This is a genomic window from Frankia sp. AgKG'84/4, assembly GCF_023242965.2.
Lineage (GTDB): Bacteria > Actinomycetota > Actinomycetes > Frankiales > Frankiaceae > Frankia.
This window is the reverse complement of sequence record NZ_JALKFU020000165.1, coordinates 1-9565: the sequence shown is the minus strand read 5'-3', so window position 1 is coordinate 9565 and position 9565 is coordinate 1. Positions and strand designations below refer to the sequence as shown.

Annotated in this window: 7 protein-coding genes and 1 pseudogene; 5 read left to right on the top strand and 3 right to left on the bottom strand. The window is 71.6% G+C overall.

All coding sequences use genetic code 11. The annotated features are described in order from the left end of the window. Together MXD58_RS12600 and MXD58_RS12595 are read right to left on the bottom strand one after the other, a co-directional pair. Positions 1 to 1011, bottom strand: a 1011-nt coding sequence (locus tag MXD58_RS12600) for a serine/threonine-protein kinase (RefSeq protein ID WP_250609338.1), incomplete at its 3' end; no start/stop codon positions are given. Between the two features lie 462 nt (positions 1012 to 1473). Next, positions 1474 to 2184, bottom strand: coding sequence for an IclR family transcriptional regulator (locus MXD58_RS12595; RefSeq protein ID WP_248840890.1), 711 nt, complete (start codon positions 2182 to 2184; stop codon positions 1474 to 1476). A 57-nt stretch (positions 2185 to 2241) separates the two neighbouring features. Between MXD58_RS12595 and leuC the strand changes: the two genes are divergently transcribed. From leuC to MXD58_RS12580, 3 genes are all read left to right on the top strand, one after another. Further along, entirely contained in the window at positions 2242 to 3639 is a 1398-nt protein-coding gene (gene leuC / locus MXD58_RS12590) for a 3-isopropylmalate dehydratase large subunit (protein ID WP_248840889.1), read from the top strand. A 123-nt stretch (positions 3640 to 3762) separates the two neighbouring features. Next, the gene (leuD, locus tag MXD58_RS12585; protein ID WP_248840888.1) at positions 3763 to 4350 is read left to right on the top strand and encodes a 3-isopropylmalate dehydratase small subunit; all 588 of its coding nucleotides are present in this window, start codon (positions 3763 to 3765) and stop codon (positions 4348 to 4350) included. Between the two features lie 463 nt (positions 4351 to 4813). Further along, a complete protein-coding gene (locus tag MXD58_RS12580; RefSeq protein ID WP_163547079.1) occupies positions 4814 to 5098 on the top strand; it encodes an HU family DNA-binding protein in 285 nt (94 codons plus the stop codon). 21 nt (positions 5099 to 5119) lie between these two features. Here the strand turns inward: MXD58_RS12580 and MXD58_RS12575 are convergent, their stop codons facing one another. Further along, positions 5120 to 7345: an RNA degradosome polyphosphate kinase gene (locus MXD58_RS12575; RefSeq protein WP_248840887.1), complete on the bottom strand. Its 2226-nt coding sequence runs from the start codon at positions 7343 to 7345 to the stop codon at positions 5120 to 5122. A 358-nt stretch (positions 7346 to 7703) separates the two neighbouring features. Between MXD58_RS12575 and MXD58_RS12570 the strand changes: the two genes are divergently transcribed. Together MXD58_RS12570 and MXD58_RS12565 are read left to right on the top strand one after the other, a co-directional pair. Further along, positions 7704 to 8801 carry a transglutaminase domain-containing protein gene (locus tag MXD58_RS12570; RefSeq protein ID WP_308301955.1) on the top strand — a complete coding sequence of 366 codons (1098 nt, stop codon included), beginning with the start codon at positions 7704 to 7706 and terminating at the stop codon, positions 8799 to 8801. 122 nt (positions 8802 to 8923) lie between these two features. Then, positions 8924 to 9565: pseudogene (locus MXD58_RS12565) on the top strand (hypothetical protein); the annotation flags it as partial.

Below are 9565 nucleotides of genomic sequence, written 5' to 3'. Positions count from 1 at the left end.
GGCGCTGACAGCGCCGGCGGCGACGGTGGGCCGGGGGACGCGCTGGGTGCCGGTGGGTGCCTCGACCGGGCGGACGCCGGTGCGGCGCTGGTGGGCGCCGGTCATTTCGGCGTCGTCCCGCCCTCGGCGAGTGGCGATCATGGCGGTGTGCTCGTGCTCGTGCTCGTGCGCGGCGCTGACGTCGACGCCGGCGTCGCGCAGCGCGGTCGTGAGTGCCTCACGGAGCTCGTCCGCCGCGTCGGCGGCGCTGGCGGGCCGTGCCCGGGGGGACTTCGCCAGCATCCGGGTCAGCACGTCCCAGACCGGCTGGGGAACGCCCGCGATGGGCTGGGGCTCGTCCTCGCGGTGCGAGCGCATCAGCTCGATGGGGTTCGCCGAGTCGAACGGCGGCGATCCGGCGAGCACCTCGTACAGCACGACGCCGGCCGAGTAGACGTCGGCGGCGGGCGTCGGCGGCGCCCCGGAACCGAGCTCCGGCGCCATGTACAGGGGCGTCCCGACCGGTCCGGTGGCGTGCGCGGGGGAGGCGCCGACGACCCGGGCGATACCGAAGTCCGTGAGCCGGACGATCGGATGGTCGGGGTCGGCGGGGTCGATGAGGATGTTCTCGGGCTTGACGTCGCGGTGCACGATCCCGGCGGCGTGCACGGCGTCGAGCGCCCAGAGCGTGCCGATCGCGAACCCGACGGCCTCCTCGGCGGGCCGGGGGCCGAACTCCCGCAGGTGGGCTCGAAGATCGGGGCCGTCGACGAGGTCCATCACGATCGCCAGGGTGTCCGGTTCGCGGACGAGGTCCAGGACCGCGACGAGGCTGGGGCTGTCGAGGTCGACGAGCAGGTCCCACTCGCGCAGGAAGCGCTCGACGATCTTCGGGTCATCGGCGAGTTCCCGCCGCAGTACCTTGATGGCGACCGGTGCGCCGTCGGCGACGCGGGCGGCTCGCCACACCTGGCCGGTCGTGCCCTGCCCGAGCACCTCGTGCAGCACATACCGCGAACCCAGTTTGCGCACCCCGCCTGCCTCTCCTGGCGCCGCCGATGGCGGTCGTACCTACGACAGCGCCGCGGCGGGCGGGAACCGCCCGGGCGCGGAGCCCGCAGAGATGCCTGGACCGGCGGTCCTGGCCTACCGGTGACGGTTTCGTCTGCCCGCTGGATGGCAATGACCCCGACGGATCATCCGGTTACCTCTCCGATCATCCGAGACGGACGACTCGAACAGGCTACGACGTAATCGGTTCTCGTTCCGTGCCGGGGGATGTGGCCGTCACCGAACAGTGGTAGGTCCGCCCAAGGAGGTAGCCCGTTGCGCGCGCGGCCGTGGGGCCCGGATGGGGCACTCCCCCCGGCCAAAAATGCTGAACAACAGGATTAAAAGGGATGCAAGCCTTCCTTGCGGACATCAGTCGGACGGGGGGCGGCCGCGAGGATGGACCGATCTCCGGTGGCCGAGGGTTGACGACCGGTGGTGTGTTCAGTCGACCGTCGGTGACGTCGACAGGCGCGCCGCCGCGGCGAGGACGGCGGCGCCGTGGCGCTGTCCCGGCGAGCGGGTGAGTCGCTCCAGCGGACCGGACAGCGACACCGCCGCGATGACCGTGCCGGCGTCGCCGTGTACCGGTGCGGACACCGATGCCAGTCCGGTCTCCCGCTCGCCGACGCTCTCCGCCCAGCCTCGCGCGCGTACCCGCTCGAGGGTCGCGGCGTCGAAGGGCGCGTCGGCGAGCAGCGCGGGCTCGGCTGGTTCCGCGAAGGCCAGCAGCACCTGGGCGCCGGAGCCGGCGGTCATCGGCAGCGCCTCACCGACCGGGACCGTGTCACGCAGCCCGGTGGCTCGTTCGGACGCGGCGACGCACAGGCGCAGCGCGCCGCGCCGCACGTAGAGCTGCGCGCTCTCGCCGGTCACCTCGCGCAGCTCGGTGAGGACGCGGTCCGCCCGGTCCAGCAGCTCCCAGGGCAACGGGATGGAGACGGCCGCGGCGAGCCTCGGCCCGGGGACGAACCTGCCCTCGCCGTCGCGCGTGACCAGGCGGTGGACCTCCAGCGCGCTGGCGAGCCGGTGGGCGGTGGCCCGGCTCAGGCCGGTGCGGGAGACGAGGTCCGCGAGCGACAGCGGTCCCTGCTCCACGGCGGCGAGGACGAGTGCCGCCTTGTCAAGGACGCCTACACCGCTACTCTGTTTCATGGATTGATACTGCCATCCTATAATGTGGGATGACAACAACGGGAGGGTAGGGCTGCCATGGGGCGCACACTCGCGGAGAAGGTCTGGGACGCCCATATGGTGCGCCGGGCCGAGGGCGAACCGGATCTGCTGTACATCGACCTGCACCTGGTGCACGAGGTCACCTCGCCGCAGGCGTTCGAGGCGCTGCGGCTCGCCGGCCGGCCGGTGCGCCGGCCCGACCTGACCATCGCCACCGAGGACCACAACGTCCCGACGACCGACACGCTGTTGCCGATCGCCGACCCGGTGTCGGCGGCCCAGGTCGAGGCGCTGCGGAAGAACTGCGCCGACTTCGGCGTGAAGCTCTTCCCGATGAACGACCCCGGCCAGGGCATCGTGCACGTCGTCGGCCCGCAACTGGGCCTGTCCCAGCCCGGGATGACGATCGTCTGCGGCGACAGCCACACCTCCACGCACGGCGCGTTCGGCGCGCTGGCCTTCGGCATCGGCACGAGCCAGGTCGAGCACGTCCTGGCGACCCAGACCCTGCCCCAGCGCCGGCCGAAGACGATGGCGGTGACGGTCGAGGGCGACCTGCCCGTCGGGGTCACCGCGAAGGACCTGATCCTGGCGATCATCGCGAAGATCGGTACTGGCGGAGGCGCGGGCCACATCATCGAGTACCGCGGCGCGGCGATCCGTGGCCTGTCCATGGAAGGCCGGATGACCGTCTGCAACATGTCGATCGAGGCGGGCGCGCGGGCCGGGATGGTCGCTCCCGACGACACCACCTTCGAGTACCTCGCCGGCCGCGAGCGGGTCGCGACCGGCCCGGCGTGGGACGAGGCGGTCGCCTACTGGCGGACCCTCGCCTCCGACCCGGACGCGGAGTTCGACCATGAGGTCGTCATCGACGCGGCGAGCCTCACCCCGTACGTGACCTGGGGGACCAACCCCGGCCAGGCGGCGCCGCTGGGCTCGCTCGTGCCCACGCCCGGCGACTACGCGAGCCCCGCCGCGCAGGCATCGGCGCAGCGGGCCCTGACCTACATGGGGCTGACGGCGGGCACCCCGCTCACCGACGTCGCCGTCGACACGGTGTTCATCGGTTCCTGCACGAACGGCCGGCTGTCCGACCTGCGTGCCGCGGCCGACGTGCTGCGGGGGCGCCAGGTCGCGGGGGACGTGCGGGTGCTGGTCGTACCCGGCTCGATGCAGGTCAAGGCGCAGGCCGAGGCCGAGGGGCTGGACCAGGTCTTCGAGGCGGCCGGAGCGCAGTGGCGCAGCGCCGGCTGCTCGATGTGCCTGGGCATGAACCCGGACACGCTGGCGCCTGGCGAGCGCAGTGCGTCGACGTCGAACCGCAACTTCGAGGGGCGCCAGGGCCAGGGTGGGCGGACCCACCTCGTCTCGCCGCAGGTCGCCGCCGCCACCGCGATCACCGGCCGGCTGACCGCCCCGGCGGACCTGTAGCCACCGGAGCACCGTCCAGGCTCACTCCGGACATCTCCCGCCGGCCCGTCTCGGCCGGGACGGGGCTGTCACGACCGTCGGCGTCGTCACGCCGGCCTTCACGCAGAGGGGAGCGTTTCCGCGATGGAGGCGTTCACTATCCACACCGGTCGGGCCGTGCCGCTGCGCCGCAGCGACGTGGACACCGACCAGATCATTCCGAGTGACTGGCTCAAGCGCATCGAGCGCACCGGCTTCGGTGCCGGGCTGTTCTCCCAGTGGCGGACCGACGAGAGCTTCGTGCTGAACAACCCGGTGTACGCCGGCGCGTCGATCCTGCTCGCCGGCCCGGACTTCGGCACGGGCTCGTCGCGCGAACACGCCGTCTGGGCTTTGCAGGACTACGGCTTCCGCGCGGTGATCTCCGCGCGGTTCGCGGACATCTTCCGCGGCAACGCGCTGGGCAACGGGCTGCTGCCGGTCCAGCTCCCGGCGGCCACGGTGGAGAACCTGCAGTCCGCCGTGGAGCGCGACCCGACCGTCGAGATCACCGTCGACCTCGCGGCGCGCGAGGTGCGGGGCGCGGGCGTGGTGGCGGCATTCGAACTCGACGACTTCACCCGCTGGCGGCTCATGGAGGGCCTGGACGACGTCGGTCTGACGCTGCGCCACGAAGAGATGATCACCGGTTTCGAGGGTGCGCGACCGGCCTGGCTGCCGACCACGGTCTAGCGGCGGCGCGGTGGTGTGTGCCACTCCCGCGTGTCCCCCGCCGGTATCTCGGCACCAATGTGACGCAATTCATATCTGGTGTCGGGGCTTCGTCGAAGCGTGGCGTGAGCCCGTCGGGCGGGTCCGGTGACGCGGTCTTCGATCCTCGCCTGAGGCGTACGGGTGGCTACGTAGCAGAGTTGGCCCGTGATGACGGCGGCGGCCGGCGACCAAATCGTGACATTGAGCCCAAGTATCCCGACAGCTCTCGCTACTCAAAGTGATGAATCTACCGGATGGCCGACGTGCGCCGTGCAGGACACATCCCGCCGCCCACTGGCGCGAACCCGATGACGTGCGCGTTTGTGTGACGCGACACGGTCGTGGGAATTGCCCTCGACAGTGGAGATGCCTACGGTGCAGCGCAGTGTGATGCCCGATCTGCTCCCCACCCCGCAACCCGCGGGGGCGCCCGGAGGTAGTTGTGAACAAGTCCCAGTTGGTTGACCGCATCGCCCAGCAGATCGAGGGCGGACGGTCCAATGCCACCAAGGCGGTCGACGCCGTGTTCGACGCCATTCAGGAGGCCGTTGCCAGTGGCGAGAAGGTGACCATCACCGGTTTCGGTGTCTTCGAGCGGGTCGAGCGGGCCGCCCGCACCGGTCGCAACCCCGCGACCGGTGAGCCCGTGCACGTCGCGGCGTCCGTCGTGCCGAAGTTTCGGCCCGGCTCGGAGTTCAAGTCGAGCGTGTCCGCCAGCAGCGACTGACCGACGGTGCGGGCGCCGGGCCTACCGGTGCCCGCGCCGGACGGCCTGCGCCATGAGCTCGTGCTGGTGGTCGGACAGCCGGGCGTCGTCGGCGCCGGTCGTGTGCCGCTCCCACCGGCCGTCGGAGTGGAGCACCCATCCCGACACCTCGTCGGAGAACGCGTGGTCCAGCATCCCGCGCAGGCCACCGCGGTCCTGCGGGTTCCCGACGCGGACCAGCGCCTCGATCCGCCGGTCCAGGTTGCGGTGCATCATGTCGGCGCTGCCGATCCAGAATTCGTCCACAGACGCGAACTCGAGCACCCGGCTGTGCTCGAGGAAGCGGCCCAGGATCGACCGGACGCGGACGGTCTCGGACAGGCCGGGAACACCGGGCCGCAGCGCGCAGATGCCGCGGACCAGGCAGTGGACCGGCACGCCGGCCATGGAGGCGCGGTAGAGGGCGTCGATGACCTGTTCGTCGACCAGGCTGTTCACCTTGAGGCGGATGCCGCACGGCTTGCCCTGCGCCGCGGCCCGGGCCTCGGCGTCGATGCGCTCCAGGATGCCGTCCCGCATGTGCTGGGGCGCGACGAGCAGCGAGCGGTACTCGGTCTGCCGGCTGTAGCCGGTCAGCACGTTGAACAGGTCGGTGAGGTCCGCGCCGACCTCCGGGTCGGCGGTGAGCAGGCCGAGGTCCTCGTAGAGTCTGGCCGTCTTGGGGTTGTAGTTGCCGGTCCCGACGTGGCAGTACCGCCGCAGCCCGCCCCGCTCCTGACGCACCACCAGGCAGGTCTTGCAGTGCGTCTTGAGCCCGATCAGGCCGTAGACGACATGGCAGCCGGCCCGCTCCAGCTCGCGCGCCCAGCGGATGTTGGCGCTCTCGTCGAACCTCGCCTTGATCTCGACCAGGACGACCACCTGCTTGCCCGCCTCGGCGGCGGCGACGAGCGCGTCGACGATCGGCGAGTCGCCCGAGGTGCGGTAGAGCGTCTGCTTGATGGCCAGTACCGCCGGGTCGGCCGCGGCCTGCTCGATGAACCGCTGTACCGAGGTCGTGAACGAGTCGTACGGGTGGTGGACGAGGACGTCGCCCTCGCGCAACACGCTGAAGAAGTCCGGCGTCTCGCCGTCCCCGGCCGTCAGCCGCGGATGGGTCACCGGAACCCGGGGTGCGTCCTTGAGTTCGGGTCGGTCGAGGCCGTAGAGCGCCCACAGCGCCGAGAGGTCGAGCATGCCGGTGACACGGTGCACCTCGCGTTCGGTCACCTCGAGTTCGCGCATGAGCATCACGAGCAGGTCCGCGTCGATGTCGTCGTCGACCTCGAGGCGCACCGCCGGACCGAAGCGCCGGCGGGCCAGCTCCCGCTCCAGTGCCTGCAGCAGGTCCTCCGCCTCGTCCTCCTCGACCTCGAGATCGGCGTTGCGAGTGACCCGGAACAGGTGCGAGTTGATCACTTCCATGCCGGGGAAGAGCTGGTCGAGGTGGGCGGCGATGATCTCTTCGAGGGGCACGAAGCAGGCGCTCGGCGTGACGGCCGCCCGGTCGTTCTGACCTGTGCCGACGTCCTGGCCCGCGCTGCCACTGTCGGCCGGCTCCACGTCGACCTGGACCAGCCGCGGCACGTTCTGCGGCACCTTCACCCGGGCGAAGCGGTCATCCTCCCCGCCGGGCTCACGGACCTGCACGGCGAGGTTGAGCGACAGCCCGCTGATGTACGGGAACGGGTGCGCGGGATCGACCGCCAGCGGCGTGAGGACGGGGAAGATCTGCTCGTGGAAGTAGTCGTGCAGGCGTTCCCGCTGGGAGTCGCTGAGCTGCGACCAGAAGCGGATGCTGATGCCGGCGTGCGCGAGGGAGGGCACCACCTCGTCGGTGAAGCACCGGGAGTGCCGCTCCGTGAGCGCCACGGCGGAGCGGCTGATGAGCGCGAGCTGCTCGCGCGGGCTCAGGCCGTCGGCCGAGCGCATCGCGAGGCCGGTCGCCTCCCGCCGCATCAGCCCGGCGACGCGGACCATGTAGAACTCGTCCAGGTTGCTGGCGAAGATGGCGAGGAACTTGGCCCGTTCCAGCAGCGGGGTGGCGACGTCCTCGGCGAGCGCGAGCACCCGGGCGTTGAAGTCCAGCCAGGAGGCCTCACGGTTGATGAACCGGTCGGGCGGCAGGTCGGATGGCTCGGGTGGCCGGGGCGCCTCGAGGGGTTCGAGCAGGCCACTGCGGGCCTTTCGCTGAGGCTGTTCAGGTCGGGTCGCCACCAGCTCGCTCATGACACTAGATGGTGCCAGTCGCCGAGCAAGTCGGCACTGCGACGCGATGCGCCAAAGGACCTGAACTCATCTCGGATGGGGTGGAGTCGGGACAGTCCGGTTCGTTATTTAGTACGTAGAGTGACGATCTGGATGCTCCCTGCTCATCCTTTCCGGCCGAATCGACGGCATGTTAACGGCAGTGAAACGAGCCGAGGTAAAGGTCGGCAGTGCGCTGGAAACATGAGGGGTCATCGCCCGCGGGGAGGGTGGTCGGTCGCGGCGCCGGCGGCATCCGGCTGGTGTCCGAACTCACATCCCCGTCGGTGATCGCGTGGGGCTGGGGAGATGATCGGAGAAGGTCGTGGAGGCATTCCACGTGGACGGAACGGAGGCACTCCACGTGGGCGGCGTGGTGGCACTCGACGTGGGCGACGCGGCGGCACTGGCGCGCCCGCCCGAGCCCGGGCTGAGCGCCGACGACCTCACCGAGCTGCCGGCGGGCGCCCGGGTGGCCTACCGCGTCCGCCAGCTCTACCGGTACAGCTATGCCGGCCGGGCCGTCGATCTGGTGCACCGGCTCGTCGTCGTGCCACCCGGGCGCCATGGCGACCAGGTGCTGCGGGCCGCGCGAATCGCGATCTCCGCCGACGCGGCCCGGACGCTCTGCTCCCGGGGAGTCGACGGCCACCGGGTGGTGACGGCGTACCTGTCCGAGGTGCCGCCCAGTCTGGAGTTCGAGGTCGACGTCGCTGTCGAGCAGACCGGCGGCGGTGCCCGGCCCTGGCTGCGGGCCACCGCGCTGGGCAGCCGACGGCTGCTGGACGCCACGGCGCTGACCGCACCGGACGCCGCACTCACCGCGGCCGCCCGGTCACTGGCCACCGACGATCCGCTGCTCACCGCGCGCCGCTTCTGCGCCTGGGCGAACAGCCGGATCCGCTACGTTCCCGGCAGCACCGACGTGTCGACCAGTGCCGCCCAGGCGCTCGCCGGCGGCACCGGGGTGTGCCAGGACCAGGCACACGTGATGCTCGCCCTGTGCCGCGCGGCGGGCGTCCCCGCCCGGTACGCGATGGGCCATCTCGTCGGTGACGGGCCGCCGCACGCCTGGGTCGAGGTGATCGTGGCTGACGGTGTCGCCAGCCGGATCGCGTCACCGGGGACGCGCGCGGGGTCCGGTCCTGGCGCGAGGCAGCCCGGCGCCGTCGCGGTGGCCTTCGATCCCTGCCACGACAGGCTCGCTGACCTGCGGTACGTCACGGTCGCCGTCGGTCGGGACTACGCCGACATCGCGGCGACCTCCGGTCACTACAGCGGCGCAGGGAGGGGGACCCTGCATGCCAACCAGCGTGTCACGGCCGTCGAGGTCCCCCCGGGCGGGCTTGGATCCGCCGCGGGCGCCACGGCGCCCGAGGAGACCGCGCGGCACGCGAGGCATCAACCTACTCTTTGTGATAGAGCCGTCACGCGCTAGGTTGGCGAGGGGCGCCAACCCCTCTGTTGATGACTTGTAGCAATTTTATCGGCCGTTTCCGTTGTGCTTCGAGGATCCCTCTGTCCCAGGCGGCCGACGCACGGGGGAGGAGGGCGGGACGAGTGACGCTCGTCGACGCCGCCGTCATCGTCGCCGGGCTCGCGGCGACACTGAGCTGTGGCTGGGCCGGCCGTCGCCTCGACCGTGCCCGCGGCCGCTGGCTCGTCTGGCTGTCACTGGCGCTGTCGTCCTGGACGGTGGCGCAGGTGGCCGGGGTGCTCCACCGCTGGGAACGGGCCTCGGCCGGGCGCCGCACGATCGCGGAGGTCGGTTACAGCGGTGCCGGCGCGGACAGCCGCCGGTTCTTCCCCCTGCTGCCACTGATGGTCCGGGTCCTGGACCACATCCCCGGCGCCGACGGCCACGCCGGGATCATGCTGCTGCTGGTCGTCAACGTGGCCGCGCTGGGCTTCGCGCTGGTCCTGGTGCGGCTCGCGCGGCTGGAGGGCCTCGACGAGGCCGCGACCTACCGCCTGATCTGGCTCGCCGCGCTGGCGCCGCCAGCGTTCGTCCTGGTGATGGGGTACGCGGAGGCGTTCGCGGGGCTGCTCGCGGTGGCTGTCCTGCTCGGGGCGCGGTCCCGGCGCTGGGAACTCGCCGCATGCGCCGGCCTGCTCAGCGGGCTGTGCCGCCCGCTCGGGGTGCTGCTCGCCGTACCGGTGGCCGTCGAAGCCGCGCGCGGGCTGCCCTGGCCGCTCCTGCGC